This is a genomic window from Tissierella sp. MB52-C2, assembly GCF_030931715.1.
Lineage (GTDB): Bacteria > Bacillota > Clostridia > Tissierellales > Tissierellaceae > Tissierella.
Window position 1 is genome coordinate 1,305,074 of sequence record NZ_CP133261.1, and the last position, 17,932, is coordinate 1,323,005.

General features: G+C 29.6%; 20 protein-coding genes. 16 read left to right on the forward strand and 4 right to left on the reverse strand.

Features of this window, described 5'->3' with window-relative positions; genetic code table 11:
- Nucleotides 1-125 precede the first annotated feature (125 nt).
- Nucleotides 126-950, forward strand: a complete 825-nt coding sequence (locus RBU61_RS06405) for a MerR family transcriptional regulator (protein ID WP_308878791.1) — start codon at nt 126-128, stop codon at nt 948-950.
- A gap of 23 nt (nt 951-973) precedes the next feature.
- Here the strand turns inward: RBU61_RS06405 and RBU61_RS06410 are convergent, their stop codons facing one another.
- Nucleotides 974-1,534, reverse strand: coding sequence for a chromate transporter (locus RBU61_RS06410; protein ID WP_308878793.1), 561 nt, complete (start codon nt 1,532-1,534; stop codon nt 974-976).
- Nucleotides 1,527-2,105 (reverse strand): chromate transporter, encoded by a 579-nt coding sequence (locus RBU61_RS06415; RefSeq protein WP_308878794.1) that lies wholly within the window; start codon nt 2,103-2,105, stop codon nt 1,527-1,529. The genes RBU61_RS06410 and RBU61_RS06415 overlap by 8 nt, the downstream gene beginning before the upstream one ends.
- A gap of 124 nt (nt 2,106-2,229) precedes the next feature.
- Here RBU61_RS06415 and RBU61_RS06420 point away from each other — a divergent pair, with 124 nt between their 5' ends.
- The 15 genes from RBU61_RS06420 (at nt 2,230) to RBU61_RS06490 (ending at nt 15,829) form a co-directional block, all read left to right on the forward strand.
- Nucleotides 2,230-3,114, forward strand: coding sequence for a LysR family transcriptional regulator (locus tag RBU61_RS06420; protein WP_308878795.1), 885 nt, complete (start codon nt 2,230-2,232; stop codon nt 3,112-3,114).
- 323 nt (nt 3,115-3,437) lie between these two features.
- Nucleotides 3,438-4,031: a DUF3841 domain-containing protein gene (locus RBU61_RS06425; RefSeq protein ID WP_308878796.1), complete on the forward strand. Its 594-nt coding sequence runs from the start codon at nt 3,438-3,440 to the stop codon at nt 4,029-4,031.
- Between the two features lie 32 nt (nt 4,032-4,063).
- Nucleotides 4,064-4,627: a DUF3841 domain-containing protein gene (locus RBU61_RS06430; RefSeq protein WP_308878797.1), complete on the forward strand. Its 564-nt coding sequence runs from the start codon at nt 4,064-4,066 to the stop codon at nt 4,625-4,627.
- Between the two features lie 235 nt (nt 4,628-4,862).
- Nucleotides 4,863-5,201, forward strand: a complete 339-nt coding sequence (locus RBU61_RS06435; RefSeq protein ID WP_308878798.1) for a helix-turn-helix transcriptional regulator — start codon at nt 4,863-4,865, stop codon at nt 5,199-5,201.
- Complete coding sequence (locus tag RBU61_RS06440; protein ID WP_308878799.1) at nt 5,188-5,820, forward strand: DUF2812 domain-containing protein; 633 nt, start codon at nt 5,188-5,190, stop codon at nt 5,818-5,820. The genes RBU61_RS06435 and RBU61_RS06440 overlap by 14 nt, the downstream gene beginning before the upstream one ends.
- On the forward strand, nt 5,810-7,090 hold the full coding sequence (locus tag RBU61_RS06445) for an erythromycin esterase family protein (protein ID WP_308878800.1): 1,281 nt from the start codon (nt 5,810-5,812) through the stop codon (nt 7,088-7,090). Before RBU61_RS06440 ends, RBU61_RS06445 begins: the two co-directional genes overlap by 11 nt.
- A gap of 274 nt (nt 7,091-7,364) precedes the next feature.
- Nucleotides 7,365-7,730 carry a hypothetical protein gene (locus tag RBU61_RS06450; RefSeq protein WP_308878801.1) on the forward strand — a complete coding sequence of 122 codons (366 nt, stop codon included), beginning with the start codon at nt 7,365-7,367 and terminating at the stop codon, nt 7,728-7,730.
- A gap of 447 nt (nt 7,731-8,177) precedes the next feature.
- Nucleotides 8,178-8,981 (forward strand): hypothetical protein, encoded by an 804-nt coding sequence (locus RBU61_RS06455; protein ID WP_308878802.1) that lies wholly within the window; start codon nt 8,178-8,180, stop codon nt 8,979-8,981.
- A 583-nt stretch (nt 8,982-9,564) separates the two neighbouring features.
- Nucleotides 9,565-9,687 (forward strand): hypothetical protein, encoded by a 123-nt coding sequence (locus RBU61_RS06460; protein WP_308878803.1) that lies wholly within the window; start codon nt 9,565-9,567, stop codon nt 9,685-9,687.
- A 411-nt stretch (nt 9,688-10,098) separates the two neighbouring features.
- Nucleotides 10,099-11,463: an MATE family efflux transporter gene (locus tag RBU61_RS06465; protein WP_308878804.1), complete on the forward strand. Its 1,365-nt coding sequence runs from the start codon at nt 10,099-10,101 to the stop codon at nt 11,461-11,463.
- Nucleotides 11,464-11,493: 30 nt separating this feature from the next.
- Entirely contained in the window at nt 11,494-11,766 is a 273-nt protein-coding gene (locus RBU61_RS06470) for a metal-sensing transcriptional repressor (protein ID WP_308878805.1), read from the forward strand.
- A 505-nt stretch (nt 11,767-12,271) separates the two neighbouring features.
- Nucleotides 12,272-12,637: a DUF4180 domain-containing protein gene (locus RBU61_RS06475; RefSeq protein WP_308878806.1), complete on the forward strand. Its 366-nt coding sequence runs from the start codon at nt 12,272-12,274 to the stop codon at nt 12,635-12,637.
- Between the two features lie 221 nt (nt 12,638-12,858).
- Complete coding sequence (locus RBU61_RS06480) at nt 12,859-14,214, forward strand: MATE family efflux transporter (RefSeq protein WP_308878807.1); 1,356 nt, start codon at nt 12,859-12,861, stop codon at nt 14,212-14,214.
- Between the two features lie 150 nt (nt 14,215-14,364).
- On the forward strand, nt 14,365-14,670 hold the full coding sequence (locus RBU61_RS06485) for an AbrB/MazE/SpoVT family DNA-binding domain-containing protein (protein ID WP_308878808.1): 306 nt from the start codon (nt 14,365-14,367) through the stop codon (nt 14,668-14,670).
- Nucleotides 14,663-15,829: a macrolide family glycosyltransferase gene (locus tag RBU61_RS06490; protein ID WP_308878809.1), complete on the forward strand. Its 1,167-nt coding sequence runs from the start codon at nt 14,663-14,665 to the stop codon at nt 15,827-15,829. The genes RBU61_RS06485 and RBU61_RS06490 overlap by 8 nt, the downstream gene beginning before the upstream one ends.
- A gap of 67 nt (nt 15,830-15,896) precedes the next feature.
- Here the strand turns inward: RBU61_RS06490 and RBU61_RS06495 are convergent, their stop codons facing one another.
- Both RBU61_RS06495 and RBU61_RS06500 read right to left on the reverse strand, forming a co-directional pair.
- Nucleotides 15,897-17,072 carry a MalY/PatB family protein gene (locus RBU61_RS06495; RefSeq protein WP_308878810.1) on the reverse strand — a complete coding sequence of 392 codons (1,176 nt, stop codon included), beginning with the start codon at nt 17,070-17,072 and terminating at the stop codon, nt 15,897-15,899.
- A gap of 158 nt (nt 17,073-17,230) precedes the next feature.
- Entirely contained in the window at nt 17,231-17,770 is a 540-nt protein-coding gene (locus tag RBU61_RS06500; protein ID WP_308878811.1) for a TetR/AcrR family transcriptional regulator, read from the reverse strand.
- Between the last annotated feature and the right edge of the window lie 162 nt (nt 17,771-17,932).

The window sequence follows — 17,932 nt, forward strand, 5'->3', positions numbered from 1 at the left end:
GTTTTAATAATATATTTTAAGATTTCTTGATTTTAAGGGACACTTGAATTATTATAAACTATAAGGTTATATTATAGTCAAGGAAAATAACTCATAAAATATTATGAGGTCTGTGGAGGGTGACTATGTCCAATAGTAAAAACGAATATTTAACCACTGGTGAATTTGCTAAACTTTGTGGTATTCCAAAACATATTTTATTTCATTATGATCAAATAGGATTATTCCAACCTGAAATTATTAAAGAAAATGGTTATCGATATTACTCATTCCGTCAATATGATACCTTTTCTATTATTGCTGCTTTAAAAAGATTAGGTATGCCTTTGAAAGAAATTAAAGAATTTATGGATAAGCGAAATCCAAACGCCTTAATATCTTTATTGGATCAAAAATCAAATGAAGTTGTCAAAGAACTTGCTAGGCTAGAGCAAATTAAACATGAAATTGATGCATTAAAAGATTTAACGGAAGAAGCCTTAAATTTAGAATATAATAAAATTGAATTAGCTTACCATAAAGAGGTCTATGCTCTACAAAGTTCGTTAATGGATAAGGGTATGGATGATTCTTATCCTGATTTCATTTCTTCCATAATTGCTTTTCGTGAAAGTAGTAATGCCAGTATGATTGATTTTCTAGGAGCAGTTCTTGCTATTGATAATATTCTTGAGAAAAGATTTAATAGCTTTTCTTATTTATATACTAAAGGTGAAAATGTCCATGATAAAGATACTACTTTAATACGGAGAGAAGGCTGGTATCTTCAAGTTTATTATAAAGGTAGTTATCAAAACATCAGTGAAATGTATAACAAGATTATTGAATATGCTGCAAAACATCAGATTAAGCTAGGTAAACATGCTTATGAAGAATATCTTATTTTTGAGATTGGCGCAAAGAATCGAGATGATTATGTTACATTAATATTGATCGAAATATTAGAATAACTTTTTCTATAAGCAGTAATTTGTTAATAAAAAAGTAAACCTACAAAACCTGTTAAAATCAGAACCAGTATAGGATTCAGTTTGTGCTTTCTCAATAAAAATAAAGAAATAATAAATATAATTATAGCAGTAATATTTGTGCCAATATCTTTAATATTGTAGGATGAAGTTCCAAAAAAAGCAATTAAAACAATAGTGGATGCAGCAGATGCAATAAGTCCTACAGAACTAGAACGTAATCCTTTTAATATATTAGAAATACTATCTATATCCTTATGTTTTTTAAAAAAATTATATAAAAAGATAGAAATAATAAATCCAGATATAATACTTCCTAAGGTAGCCACTATGGCTCCAGATATACCAGCTATACGTATTCCTACAAAAGAAGCAGTATTGACAACCAAAGGTCCAGGTGTCATTTGGGAAATTGTGATAATATCTGTATATTCTTGGAGCGTAATCCAATTATAATAATTTACCACCTGTTCCTGTATCAATGGTATAATAGCATATCCACCACCAATACTGAATGATCCAATCTGTAAAAAGGTAATAAATAATGTAAAAATAATTTTATTCATATTGGACTCCTCCTTGTCTACTTTTTATATAAGTTTGCATAAAACATAAAATAGAACAGAAAATAATAATAACTAATACATTGATATTAAAAATAAAACTAGCTAAAAATGCGAAGGGAGCCATTAAAGTTAACAGCAAATTTTTTTCTTTTAAAACTCCCTGACCCATATCAATTACTAAATCTACGATTGTAGCAGCAACTCCTGCCTCCATACCTTTTAAGATTGCAGAAATAACTCTATTATCCCTAAAAGTCTTATAGAAAAATGATATAACTGATAATATTAACAAGGGAGGTAAGACTGTTCCAATACAAGAAATAATTGCACCTATAATTCCAGAGATGCGATAACCTACTAATACAGCAATATTAACTGCAATAGCACCTGGAGTTGATTGTGCGATTGCAGCCATATCTAGTAGTTCCTGCTCACTAATTAACTCTAAGTCATTAACAAAATACTTACGCATCATAGGAATAACTATATATCCTCCTCCAAAAGTAAAAGCACTAATAGAAAATGTGATTCTAAAAAGTGAAGAATATAGCTTCGATTTCTTTAGCTTCATAATAGTGAACCCCCCCAATAGATTTATCTTCGACATTGTTTATTATATACCTTGAATCAATATAAGTATAATAGTATAATTTTATAGAATACATAACTAAATGGTAATGAATAAGGAGTTAAATATGAAAATAAGGCATTTACGTATTTTTAAAATAGTATGTGAGGAAGAAAGCATTACAAAGGCGGCAGAAAAATTGTTTATGACACAACCAGCAGTTTCTAATGCAATTAGTGAATTGGAAAGTTATTTAGGTGTTTATTTATTTGATAGAATTTCAAGGAAGATTTATTTAAATGAAACAGGTAAATTATTCTTGACAAAGGTAATAAAGCTGTTAGATTTATATGATGACTTAGAACAAAATATTAAAGAACTAGAAGATAATGCAACTATTAAAATTGGATCAAGTATAACTATAGCCAACTTTATTTTACCTAAAGCAATAGTAGAATTTGAAAAAAAATACAGGAATACTCCAACAAAAGTTATAGTTGGAAATGCTGGAAAAATTGAAGAGATGCTATATAATAATGAGATCGATTTAGGATTAATTGAAGGAGTTATATATAATGAAGAATTAATAAAAATTCCATTTTCGTCATATAAATTAGCAATAATATGTTCTCCCAAACATAAATTAGCTTTAGATAAACCTATAAACATCAATAAGTTAATCCAAGAAAGATTATTACTTAGAGAAAAAGGCAGTGCAATCCGTGATGTTTTTGATAGTGCATTATTATTACATAATTTAAGAGCAAATCCAGAGTGGACAAGTATAAATTCACAATCTCTTATTTATGCGGTAAAACAAAATTTAGGAATAAGTGTGCTGCCTAAAATTCTAATAGAAAGAGAAATCGAAAGTGGTGAAATATTTGAAATAAAGGTAAATGATTTTGAATTAGTTAATGTAAATCATATTGTATTCCATAAAAACAAAACTCAAACAAAGAGTTTCAAAATATTAATTGAAATAATTAAGAATAACGTAAGTGACAAGTAAGTATATGTTTATTTTAGCATTTGTATCCAACTAGATTTATTTTAACTATAGTCATATGATTTTGGATTTTTCTATACTAATAAAATAATTATAAAACCCACTCATAACCACGATTGTAATACAATCGTGGTTATGATATTATATAAATCAACAAAGTTGAACATTTTAATATTAATAAATTAGCAGCTTATATAACTGATCTTGGAGAATTTGGAGTTAATTCTCTAGTTAGAAGAAAACATATTCTAATGATTTATAGAATATGTTTCATATCATTATAAATCAATAAAGAATAAGAAAGTCAAAAGAGGAGGAGTAAAGATATGACAACTGATCTATACAATCCTAATGATAAAGTAAAACTTTGGACAAGACAGCATAAGAATGTTCTCGATGAGCTGGAAAAATACGGAGTTTATAGAGTTAAGAAGGAGTATATTTTAGAAAAGATGGACACCATATCAGATTATTACTTAAATCTATATGAATGGTATGGAAGGAATGCGGCTAAAATAGTGCCTAAACCAGAAGGTGTACTATATCCTATTTGGCTTTCTATATCTTCAGAGATGATGCTACAGTCTACAGAGGATACTATTATTTTGGAAATAGAAGTAGATAGAAAAGATGTTATCTATACTGATGTGGATAAATGGGGATATGTAGTGAACTACTTTTATTTACCTATTGACCCAGAGGATGAAGAAAGACACAATGAAGAGCTAAAGAAATTTGGTATAAGTGATGAGTCTTCTTTAATTACAGGTAATAAAGGTAATTTCTATCCATTACTTAAAAATAAGATAATCAAAAGTTGGGAAAGGCTATTTGAGCCATTGGATGAGAAAAGTAAATTGGTACAGGCAACTATATGGGAGATAAAAAAGGAATGGGTGGTAGATATTATATATGGATAAATGGTAAATGTAAAAGATAGGGGGTAGAGTATATGTCTAAGTCGAATAAAAAGATAAAATTATATACATCTCAAAGGGAAATAGTCTTAGATACTATTAGAGAAAAGGGAATATACCATGTTAAAAGAGAATTTATCGTTAAAAAATATGAAAATGTAGCTAATGTCTTTCTAGAACCTTATAATTGGTTCATTAGAAATGCAGTAAATATAGTGCCTAAGCCAGAGGGAGCAGAATATCCAATATGGCTATTTACCGATCTAAAATATGTTGAAAACTATGAGGATAGCAAAGTTCTAGAGATAGAGGTTGATGTTGAAAATGTAATTCTATTTGATCCATTCAAATGGAATAGAATATTAAACTTAGCTTATATTCCTAAAGATAAAAAGGATTGGAATGAATATAATGACTCTCTAGAAAAACAAGGAATCAAAAATGAAGCTAGTATTTATATGACTAATTTTTATCCTCATTTGAAGCAAAAGGTGAGAAAAAGTTGGGACTCTTTATTTGAAGATAATATAGATTTATCAAAGCCAAATCAAGCTGCTCTATGGGAGTTGCGAAGGGAATGGATAGTGTCAGAATTTTAAATTTACAAAAAAGCGTTGCACTTTATACAAGTTTGCAACGCTTTTTTATTTTTTGTATATAAGTTATGTTGGTGATTAAAAGAGAGTGAAAACTTTCTTGACATATATAGTGCAACTATATATAATAACGATATACAGTTGTACTATACATTTGAACTGTTTAGTATTATTAAGGCTTAATTTTATTTAGGAATCCAGTTAAGCATACAATATCAAGGTACTAAGGAGGTTAGTTATGAAGCGTGATAAAAATTTACCACTTACAGAAACAGTATATTATATTCTACTTTCACTATTTGAACCATTGCATGGGTACATGATTATGCAAAAAATTGAAGACATAAGTAATGGGCAGGTTCGTATGGCAGCGGGAACACTGTATGGTGCTATTGAAAATCTACTAAAGCTTAAATATATACAGCCAGTTTTTTCTGAGGATAAAAGGAGAAAGGTTTATCAAATTACTGAAAAAGGTAAAGAAATTTTGTTGATGGATATGAGTCGTATGGAACATATGATAACTGTTACAAGACAGGCTTTAGAAGTAGGAGGAAAAGAAGATGAAGAAATTTAAGTTATTTTCAAGTTATTCAGCAGAAGAAAAATGGTTAAATGAACAATCCAATTTAGGTTGGAAATTAGTGAAAAAAAAGTTACTTTATACTTTTCATAAAAGCACAGAAAATTCATTAGTGTATGCAGTTGACTATCGTATTTTTAAAAACAAAAATGATTATCAGGACTATCTCAATCTTTTTCAAGATTCTGGTTGGATACATGTAGCGGGAAGTCGTTGGTCTGGAGAGCAGTATTTTATTTCCTTATCAAATGAAGACAAAGATGCATCTATATTTTCAGATAGAGAGTCTTCACACCATCGTTATAAAAAGAAGATGATAAATAGTATTCAAGGAATAGGATCTCTATTGGCTTACTTGGTGATAGTACTACTATCTGGAAATTTTGATATAAGAATGATTATGGAACCTAGATATGCTTTTCTTACACCTGGTCTTTGGGAGAAAAGTGGTATGGCATTTTGGAAATCATTTTTGTTTGAATTACCATTTGCTCTTATTTTCCGTATACTTCCTGTTATTTTAATCATAGGTTATATAATTTTAATGGTTATTTATTTACTTTGGGCATTTTATAGCCAAAGTCAAGAAAGGAAGTTTGAAAATGAAAATTAAAACTATTTTATCAATAATTATGACCCTTGGATGTTTTGGGTTTACGGTAGGCTGTTCTTCTATAGAGAGTATTGAGGTAAAAGAAGTTATTCCAATGGTTCAACAAATAGATGAGGTTTCTTATCCTCAAAAAATAATAATTGCATTAGGTGAAGCTACCCATGGAAATAAGGAATTTACCCAATTGAAACTAAGGGTCTTTAAGCAACTAGTAGAGCAACAAAATATTTGTGTCTTCGCACTGGAAGGAGATATGGGAGGCTGCCGTAAAGTCAACGATTATATCCAAGGAGGCAAGGGAACAGCAGAGCAAGCAGCTTCAGAAATTGGATTTGCTATTTATCGTACACAAGAAATGGTTGATTTGATAGAATGGATGCGTTCATTCAATGAAGATAAACCGGAATCAGAGCAAATTCGTTTCTATGGCTATGATATGCAAAGGTATGATAATTCTAAATCAGAGCTGTTGAAGATATTAAATAACTCTGCATCAGAACTAAATCAACAATATGCTTCAACACTAAATAAATTTACAGATGATAATATGTATGACCTAGATAAAGATACAGTAAAAACTGTTATTTCAGAATTAGAAACACTAAATAACCATCTAGAAGAACAGCGAGATACTATTATTTCAGCAACATCTGAAATGGAGTTTGCTTTAGCGCAACAGTATGCAGAGTGTATTAGACAAAATTCTGAACTACGATTGGCAGACAGTGATTATGGAACGAAACGTGATTCATATATGGCAGATAATGTAGAATGGATATTAGAATATGAAGAAACATTTTATGGTAATAATCGCATCTTTATAGCAGGGCATAATGGACATATAGGGAAAACAACTGCTACAGTCGGAACAGAAAAAATAATGGGAGAACTTCTGGCAGAAAAATATGGTGATGAATATTTTGCAATCGGAACTGAATTTTATGAGAGCACATTTTTAGCTTCTGATTACAATACGGGAGAACGCAGAGAATACAGAGTGAAAAATAGCGGTAACAACCGTCTAGCTGTGTTATTACATGAAGCGGCTAATGATTCACTATATTTAAAGATGGAAGTTGAAAATACAGATTCGGATTTGGCAAGGTATCTTAATGAAAAGCAGCCAATGAGTTCTATTGGGGATATGTTTTCTAATACTTTTTCAAAAACAGAAAAGGCTTATACCCAGAAAATAGCACCATATAAAGCTTATAATGGAATTATCTTTATAGACACACTAACTCCATCTACAATGCTTGATTCTAAATAATCAGTCTTATGGAGATAGATGTAATAATAATTTGCTAAATCCAAATTTAACATACAAATTATTTATATTGGTAAAGGAGAATAAAGTGGCAAATCATGAATTTGGAATTATGGAAACTATTCTTAAAGAAAACCAAAGGAAGGTTAAGAAATAACTAGGTAGAGATGTCCATTTTTTTTTAATATATAGTAACACTTGTGCTAGTCCACCATATAATAATATTAGAAAAGTCATAAATAAACTTTTCTAACATTAAAAAAGGAAGGTGAAAACAATGGATTACGAACAAGTGGCTAGCAGAACATCAACATGCAACGATCCAATTGGAATAGGTGCAACATGCGTAGCACAAATAGACGGAAGATTTTTCTTGCTTATAGAAATAGAAATAGAAGCTGCGGGTTTTGAAAGAGAAGAAGTAATCATATTTGAAATAACAGCAGCACAAGCAGCAGCACTAATAGCAGCAGGAGTTATGCGTTGTCGAATAGTTACCACAATTCCCACTCCAGGTCCAGGACAGGAAGTAAATCTTATTTGTGCATTTGTAGTAGGTCAAAATGTATTCTTGGTGTTTAATGTTGAAAATGCAACTGATCAATTAGTTCTAGTTAGAGTGCCTTTATGTACTATCGTTTAATGTAATAGAGATTAAACCCACGAAACAATTGGACCAGGAGTAATAATCCTGGTCTTTTTTATTGGAGAGTTTATCGTAGACCAAAAATAGTCATATAAAAATGCACCTCCAAAAGTTAAAATTACTATCTAACTTTTGGGGTGCACTTCATTAGAGGGTCTCTTTGTATATTAGAATAAAAGAAGTGAGTAGCAAGCATTCAATTAGGCATGTCTAATGCCTAATACTATTATATTAATTTAATTAAATTTGGTGAAATAAATATTTATTATTTAGAACGAAATTAAATTTTGCTAGTGAGCGCAGAGGAAAATAGAATAGTAAAATCAAATTAAGCTTATATTTTTTACTATTTGAAGAATTTTTTTTAAATAATAGGAGAAAATAGATGTTGCAAGAAGTAATTGTAATATAAATATAAAATAAAGGACTGAGGGGAGATATTAAATGAGAAACAGAAAATTATTGCTAATAAAGCTTATTTTGGTGATTATGAGTATATCTTTAGTGATTGCAGGTTGTAACACAAATGGCAAAGTAACTGAGAAAAAAGTAGAAAAATCAAAGGCTGGAAGTGAGACTACACCAAGAGTAGAAGAATCCAAAGTTAAAGGTGAGACTACGCCAAAAGTAGGAGATAAATCTGAACGAAGAGAAATGGATAATAACATTCCAGATTCTTTAGATGATATAAAAGACGATGCAGAAGATATAGTAGAAGATACAACTAAAGAAGATTGGACAGAAATTAATGAAAAATTGTCTTCTATAGAAAGAAATTGGTCCTTATATGAGACCATGGCTAAAGAGAAGAAGGTTTCTAAAGGTGAACTAGATAAATTTATAGATGATTTAAATAATTTAAAGAAAGAAGTGAAGGATAAGAAAACGTATGAAACAAAACTAGCTGCTAATAGATTAGCAATAACATCTACGGACTTTATGAAGCTATATGAAAGAAAATTTTTAGTTGACATAGAAAAGATAGAATTATATGGGAAACAAATATTATTTACAGCAGAACATGATGACTGGGAACAATCCAAGGTAGAGTTGAAATCAGCAATGAAAATTTGGAACGAAGCTCAAATGGAAGCAGACAAAATAGACCCCAATATTACTAAAAGAGTTTCTGATATTATGACAAATATATCAGATGCGATAGATGCAAAAGATAATAAAAAAATTAAAGAAACATATGAAGTATTAGATGATGAACTTGACAAACTAGAAGATCGTTTCAGGATATAACTAGGGTAATAAATACCCTAGTTATTCATTAGATAATTTAATTAGTTCAGATACAGTAACAAATTTATAACCTCTTTTTTAGTTCTAACAATATATTTTTTAGAGCTTCTACAGTGTGGCCTTCATTATGATAAACATTAAATTGAATGCTAATTAATTATTTGAGCAAGCCAAAAGAAAAAATAAATATATCATTCACTTTGGAATCTAAACGGGAATTTTGAAATCATAAGACATATAATTTATATTTTATATAATAACAATTCATGTACCTAAAGAAAGGGAAAAGATATCCGTATATAGGTATATGATCAATAAAGTTAATTATATATTTGATTTGCAATTAGAATTATTAAATGTCATTGTAAATGGATCTATAATATGGAGTAACGCTAATAGGGAAAGGTTAATATATTAAAAGAAGAAGAGTTAAAATCCCCATGATCCTGTATTATTTGTTTCTACTATAGGTGTGATGGAATTTAAAAATTGGTTTTAATTCATTGATTTTTTGGCTAATAAAGTTAGTGGAGTCATAAAGGATTTATTAAGTTTTGAAGATTGCTTGAGTATGGAAGCGATTATGACATTAACAAATATAGAAGATATTTTTAATCGCGGTATAAATGGGACAGAAGGAAATATCGATATGGATATTTATTCACATTCAATATGGATTTTACACAAAAAATCTAAACATTTTTAGTAGAATTAGCTTTTATTACTAATGTAGATGATTCTAAGATATTAAAAGATAAGCAAGATGAATTAGCCTTAGTTGTAGCAAAAGGGATATTGAATTATTTGGGAGTGAAATATATTGAGAAAACTAAAGAATTAGATTGTAGCTCATGGCAGTAGGGGCTATGGAGTGGGGAATTAAAAATAATCTTACTGATGGAACTAATCTAAGGAACCTATTACATTAGAAAAATTTATAACAATATTATATAGATATGATAAGGCTCTAGTAATCTAGGGTCTTGTTTTATTTCTCGGGAATTAATAATCTAATATTATATTCTTTCTATTAATTATGGTTGTATTTAAATAAGAGAAAGAATATAATATTCATATCCCCCATAGGGGGATATGAATATTAAGGGGAAGATACGATATGAAAAATAAGTCAACTTTTTTAAAAAGATTTGATAAAGAAAGTATTATCATTATAATAGCTTTAGCTTTACCGGCAATGATTGAAAATATCTTGCAGGTTCTTATTGGCGTTGTGGATACATATTTTATTGGAAAAATCGGTACAGAAGCTATAGCTGGTGTTGGGGTTACAAATCTGATTATGAATATTTATATCGCCTTCTTTCTCGCACTAGGAGTGGGGACTACTGCCATTGTATCTAGGAATATAGGTGCTAATAATATTGAAAATGCTAATAATGCAGTAAGACAATCTATCATAATGGCTTTAGGTATAGGTACAATATTTGGAATAATAAACTTCATTTTTTCTAGAGATATATTACTTATTTTAGGTGCAGAAGAAAGAGTAATTCAATATGCCTTACCTTATTTTTTCTCTGTAGCAATTCCATCAGTTTTCTTATGTCTTATGATGATTTTATCTAGTAGTCTACGGGGTGCGGGAGATACTAAAACCCCTATGAAAATAGCAATTGTAGCCAATATTATTAATATAGTACTTGATTATATATTAATATTTGGTATATTTAATTTTAACGGACTTGGCATTTTAGGAGCAGGTATAGCAACAACAATCTCTAGAATAGTTGGAGTTATTCTTTTGCTAAAAAAAATAAATAACGATAAAACTAAAATACATATTAATATATTAGAGAAATGGTATATTGACAAAGATATTTTAAAATCCATTACTAAAATAGGGTTACCAGCTGCGATTGAAAAACTCATTATGAGATTTGGACAGCTTGTATATGGAGGTATGATAATAAAAATTGGTACTGAAGCATATGCAGCTCATAATATAGCAGGAACCATAGAAACATTTTCTTACTTACCAGGAATGGGTTTCGGAGTAGCAGCGGCTACCCTTGTTGGACAAAGCCTTGGTGCAAAAAAAAATGATGAAGCTAAAAAAATTGGATTGATGTCTTATTTTCTTGCAACAGGGTTTATGGTAGTAGTAGGTGCTATTTTCTATATATTTGCTCCATTTCTCGCAGGAATATTTAGTGAAGATCCAGAAGTAATTGATCTAGTTGTTAAAGTACTAAGAATTATAGCATTAGTTCAGCCATTCCTATGTATAACCCTAGTAATCACTTCAGCACTCCAGGGAGCAGGAGATACCAGATTTCCAATGTACTCAACTTTTATTGGGATATGGGGAGTACGAGTATTGGGAGTATATCTATTAGGAATAAGATTAAACTTAGGATTAGTTGGTGTATGGTTGGCAATTTCTATAGATATAATAGTCAGAGGAATTATTTTAATGATTCGATTTATGAAGGATAAATGGAAAGAAATAAAAATAGAATAATGCAATTTTATATAAAGGAGTGATATTAATATGAATGAACATAATCATCCTCATAGTAAACAAATTATTAATAGAATGTCAAGAATCATTGGACATGCAGAAGCAGTAAAAAGAATGATAGAAGAAGGAAAAGAATGTAGTGAAATACTTATACAAATAGCGGCAGTTAAGGCAGCGCTTAATAATACTGGAAAGCTAATTTTGCAAGATCATATAAATCACTGTATTGTAGAAGCTATTGAAAATAATGATAATGAGCCATTGGAAAAATTAAATGCTGCTATAGATAAATTTATTAAGTGATTATTAAATCCAATGCTTTTTGGATAATGTATTTGTTATGTATAGTGAAAATAGAATTATATTGGGAATCTACATGAATTGTTTTAAAAACAACCAGGGCTAATACCTCAAAATACTTGCTTGATTAGGTATGATATATTATTTTTATAAAAAGGTAATAGAAAAGAAACACTAAGGTTCTATTTTTTGCCGTCAGAAAAATGGCAGAAATATTTTATTAAACTTGATTAAGATTGATTTGTTTAATTCTATCCTATTTTGTAAGAGCATGCCATTTACATAGATGTAAATAAAGCAAATTAAATTGATTATATAAAATATATCCACTATAATTTATATATTGTATTATAATAACTTCAAATAAATAAGTATTTGAGGGTTTTACTGCTTTATATATTGATAGGTTGATAGATGAATAATATAATGTATATAATTAGATTAAGACGAAGCAAGGATTATTTATATTATAGTGCATAAGAATTATTTATTTAGATGGAGGACAGTTATGAAAATAAATACTATAAAAGAGAATAATATAGACATTGCTATTGTAAATAGTAAGGATATATTGATAACAGATGTTCAGTCAGCATTGGATTTTATGATGACGATACAGTATAAAACTAACTGTAATCGTATAGTTTTGAACAAATCGGCAATATGTGAAGATTTTTTTAATTTAAGTACAAAAATTGCTGGTGAAATATTACAAAAATTTGTTACTTATCAAGTGAAAATGGCTATTGTAGGAGACTTTTCTGAATATACAAGTAAGAGCTTGAGGGATTTTATTTATGAATGTAATAAAGGAAAGGATATATTTTTCTTATCTGATGAAAAAGAATCCATTAAAAAATTAAGTATGGTATAGTATTTACTAATACAAACAAATAGACAATAAGAATTTATTATTGTAAATAGCTTGACAAAGAAATTTCATTTTGATATTATACAAGGCAAATGAATAGATCTCATAGTATTATTCTCGCCGGAGAATAATACATCTATAAAGAGATAAAAGAATCGCATCGGTAGGCCTGAGGTTGCGTCAGGTCTACTTTTTTTATTTATATTCTAAGAGGAGGAGAAAGTATGAAAAATAATGAAGTAGCAGTTAAAAATCAATCAAAGAACATGTTTAGGTTATTACTGTCCTATATTGTACCTGGAATAGCAGGGCTTCTATTTAATTCCCTATATATTGTTGTTGATGGTCTTTTCGTGGCAAGGATGCTTGGAAGAGAACCATTGGCGGCAGTAACTGTTGGTGTTCCTGTTGTAGAAATATTGTTAGCTTTAAGTATGCTTATATCAGTAGGAGCAGGTGTACTGATTTCTAGTAAAAATGGTAAAGGAGAATATAAAGAAGCAAGAGGTATTTTTAATATATCCGTTAGACTATTAGCTATAGTGTCTATATTAATAGCAGTAGGTGCATTGATATTTATACGTCCTATTGCAAAGATGCTAGGGGCCACTCCTGATATAATGGATTTGGTAGTTGAATATATGAAATATTTCTTTGCATTTAGCCCTGCTTTCATGTTTAGTTATGCTATGTGTACATGGCTAAGAAATGATTCACAACCGAAGCTTGCAATGTTTGCTCAGATTGTTGGAGCATTATCAAATGTATTTCTTGACTGGTATTTCATGGGACCTTTAAAAATGGGAATAGGTGGAGCTGCATTAGCTACTGGTTTGGGTCCTGTATTCAGTATGATAATAATGCTGCCACATTTTATATCAAAAAAAGGTAATCTATATTTTGAAAAAGTAAAAATGGATTTTAAAATCATTTCTGATATGTTATTAAAGGGTATACCATCATTTGCTATGGAATTTGCTTTGGGTATAACAACATTATGTGTTAATATTGCAATTGGAATACACATGGGAGCTTTAGGATTTGCCGCATTCGGTATAGTAGGATATATAGCTTTAATAATTTTATCATTATTTTTAGGTATGGCAGAAGGTTCACAGCCATTAATAAGCTTTTACCATGGAGCCAATGAAGATAATAATATGAAAGCAATTTTAAAAATCAGTTTGCGTATATCAGTAGCCATAGGAATAATAGCATATTTACTATTGTTTAAATATGCAGAAGTTCCAGTGTCTATATTTGCCGATAATGATATTGAGCTCGTTAAAGCTGCTACCACTGCAACCATTTACTATTTCCCAGCTTTATTTGTATCCGGTATAAACATTCTTTTAGCATCGTATATGCAATCCATAGGACATTGGAAGGAGTCTGTAGCAATATCTCTATGTAGGTCATTAATTTTATTGCTTCCATTATTGCTAGTATTACCTAAATTTTTAGGAGATAATGGTATATGGGTATCAGTACCATTTGCAGAAATATTAACATTACCTATAGATTATATGTTGTGGAATTCAAAGAATAATATAATAACACAGTCATCTATGTCTAGATAATGGTATAGAAATAAAAAGAGATTAAGTTTCTAGGTCAACTTAAAAGACCAAATAGACTTAAACTCTTTTTTTATTACATTGACAAAAATTCAATACAAGAATATAATTAGTATAACAAGTATGAAAAGTAATACTGAAAGGAAGTGTACTATGAATAATAAAAATCCGGAAGATAAATATATGGGCTCTGTGAAGGTAGGTTCAAAGGGACAGATTGTCATTCCAAAGGAAGTTAGAGATATGTTTAATATCTCTCCAGGAGATACTCTAATTTTACTTGCAGATGCTCAAAAAGGTATTGCAATTGAACGGTATGATGTGTTTTCTAAGATTGCTGATGCAATTTTTGCAGGTAAATCACAGGAAATTTATCCATCGGAATCAGAAGAAGATTCGCTTATTTTTGCTAAAGAAATAAGAAAATTAACTGGGTTTGGAGAAAAAGAAAATGAGTAAAATAGTATTTTTCAATATTCCAGCTTATGGACATACTAATCCTACCATAGCAGTAGTGGAAGAATTGGTAAAACGTGGTCATGAAGTTTGGTATTATTCGTTTTATGAGTTTCAGGAGAAGATTGAAAATGTAGGGGCAAAATTTATACCATGTGATGAGTACTTACCAGAATTTACTCCAGATATAGAAGAGAAAGTTGGAAAGGATTTCGCATCCCTTATTGAGATGACAGCAGATACCACAATCAGTTTAGATGAAAAGGTATGTAGAGAACTTAAAGAATTTAATCCAGACTGTATCGTATCGGATTCCATATGTATATGGGGAAAATTATTTGCAATAAAATTAGATATACCCTATATCTGCTCTACTACGACCTTTGCAATGAATAAATACACTGCAAAACTAATGAAGCAAAGTCCAAAAGAAATGTTCCGTATGTTTATGGGCATTCCAAGAATCAATAGAAAAATAAAGCTACTTCAGGAAAAAGGATATAAGGTAAAAAATATTATAAGTATTATTCAGAATGACAATGATACAGACACAATTGTCTATACGTCTAAAGAATTTCAGCCTATGGTAGAAACATTTTCAGAGAAGTATGCCTTTGTAGGACCTTCTTTTCAAATTCGAGAAATTAAAGAAACTGAAAAGAAATATCCGCTGATTTATATTTCGTTAGGGACAGTGCTAAACCAAAACAAAAATTTTTATCAAAATTGTATTCAGGCATTATCTGATGTTGGCTGTCAAGTTATTATGTCTGTTGGAGACAAGACAGATATTTCTAGTTTTGGTAAATTGCCAGACCATTTTAAAGTTTATCCTAAAGTTGAACAATTAAAAGTTTTACAGCAGACGGATTTGTTTATTACTCACTGTGGAATGAATAGTATAAGTGAAAGTTTATATTTTGGCGTTCCATCTATTTTGTTCCCATTGCATAGTGAACAAGTTATGGTGGCAAATCGAGTAACAGAATTAAATGCTGGAAAAAGATTAAATTCATGTACTCCGAATAGTATTAGGGAAATCGTTTTAGAAATGCTGAATGACATATCCTATAAAAGAAATGCAGAAATAATTTCAAAAACCTTACAGCAAGCAGGAGGAGCCATTGCAGCTGCAAATAAGATAGAGAAGGTATGTAGTTGATGATATAGTTCCCAAAACTTATATATTATCCATAAGTTTTGGGAACTATTATGATAGTCCAATTGGTTTATAGTTTATTAACTGCTTTTTCTATTCTTTCTAGTGCCTCTTGTAATACCTTTCTACTAGTGGCTATATTCATACGTTGAAATAACTTGCCTTCTTTACCAAACATAATACCTCCATTTAATAATATTTTACATTCTTTGATAAAGAAGTTGCTTAGTTGATATTCATTTATATTGAGCTCTTCACAATCTAACCATAAAAGATAAGTTCCTTCTGGTGGAATAACTTTTATCTTTGGAATTCTTTTTTCAAAAAAGTTCATTGTAAACTCTAAGTTGTTTGTCAAGTATTCCATTAAATCTTGATACCAACTTTCACCTTTTGAATATGCTGCTTCCTGTGCAATATCTCCTGGAATTGAACCAGCTTGAATACAAAGTTTATCTGCTTGAATTTGATACTCTTTACGTAGTTTTTCATTTGGAATAATAATATTTGCTGTTTTAAAGCCTGCAATGTTAAATGTTTTATTTGGTGCAGTGCATATAATAGAGTTTTGAGCAAACTCTTCGTTTATACTAGAAAATACAGTATGAGTATTTGGCTTGTATACAATGTCTGCATGAATTTCATCAGATACTATTAAAATATTATGTTTAATACATATTTCACCTAATTTGTTCAGCTCTTCTTCTGTCCAAACCCTTCCAACTGGATTATGAGGACTACAAAGAATCATTAACCTTGTTCTTGGTGTTATGATTTTTTCAAGATTTTCAAAGTCCATTTCATAACGATCTCCATTTTTTTGAAGAGGATTTTCTATAACACTACAACCATTATCTTTAATCAGTTTTGCAAAAGGAGGAAATACAGGTGTTTGTATAATAATATCATCTCCAGGTTTTGTATAAGCACCAATGATTATATTAAGTCCTGGAACAACTCCTGGTGCAAATTCAAACCATTCTTTTTTCACTGTCCATTGAAATCTCTTTTGGAACCAATTAATTGCAGCATCATAATAAGAATCTGGAATAAATGTATACCCATAAATTTGATGTTCTATTCTCTGTTTAATTGCTTCTACAATTTCAGGTGCTATCTCATAATCCATGTCAGCGATCCAAAGAGGGATGAGATCATCATCTCCATATATTTCTTTTAATTGATCCCATTTAAAACAATTACTTCCTTTTCTATTTACTATTTTGTCAAAATTATATTCGTTCATATTTTCAACTCCTAGTATATTCTTTTGCTTAATATTATCATATAAAATATCAATATACAATTCTAAGAGTACTCGTCTAAAAGTAATATATTTGGATCTGAAGCTAGAGCATACCAATTTCTACTCTTTGCTGTTGCTCTCTTGAAAGTTAATAATCTTTATTTTAGTATAGAAAGGATGATTTTAGCCATTTCTTCTGGAGTCTTTCTAGGCATATCTGTACACCAAAGTAAAGTCAGTTTCCAGAAGCCAGCAAGTTTAAACTCAAATTCGTATTTGTATCTATCCATGAAATTTTCATCTACATCTTGTTCTTCAATATGCCCTATTTTAATTGCTACTTTATAAATAATTTCAAATAGATTATCTTCAATAAAATATAGAAGATGAGCTTTTTTCATTAAAAGTAATGTATCTATATGGTTTTCCCAAAAATTAAAGTAGGAGGTTGAAATAGTAAATAATGAATCTGCTTTATCATTTAAGATTGTCTGTGCAAAATCATTTACTAAATTTAGACCAACATAATTGAAAATATCATTCTTTGATTTAAAGTAACGATAGAAAGTTCTTCGACCAATACCTGCTTTATTAACAATTTGAGAAATTGTTATATCTTGATAATCCTTTCTATCTAATAACTTAAAAGTAGCTTCAACTATCCAGTCTTTTGTTTGATTTACTTCCGACGTTTTCATAAAATATCACTCCTATATATTAATGGCACAAAATCAATATTATGTATCACTTCTTGGAAATCTATTGTCTTATACACTCAGTAATATTATACTAAATTTATAAATGTGGCACAAGCGTGTCATATCTAATCTTTGTCTATATTTAAATAAAAGTAAGTGTAC